Annotated in this window: 1 pseudogene; it reads right to left on the reverse strand. The window is 46.5% G+C overall.

The features are described from left to right. Window positions 1-370, reverse strand: a pseudogene (locus tag OQX61_RS24285) (hypothetical protein); the annotation flags it as partial.

The raw sequence follows: 370 nt of genomic DNA on the forward strand, positions 1-370 counted from the left end.
ACCTTTTAAGCCCTGTACCCCATCTACGCCAGTTACTCCTATTGGACCAGCAACACCAGTTGCACCGGTATCGCCTTTATCCCCTTTTAAGCCCTGAACTCCATCTGCACCAGTTACTCCTATTGGGCCAGCAACACCAGCATCCCCTTTATCACCCTTCAAGCCAACCGCAAAATCAGCAGGTGTTTTGTTCTCATTGCCAGGTATCGCTTTATAAATATCATAGGATGACTTACCATCGGCACCAGTATCCCCTTTATCACCCTTCAAGCCAACCGCAAAATCAGCAGGTGTTTTGTTCTCATTACCGGGTATCGCTTTATAAATATCATAGGATGACTTACCATCGGCACCAGTATCACCTTTCAAG

This window comes from Pedobacter sp. PLR (assembly GCF_026239675.1).
GTDB lineage: Bacteria > Bacteroidota > Bacteroidia > Sphingobacteriales > Sphingobacteriaceae > Pedobacter.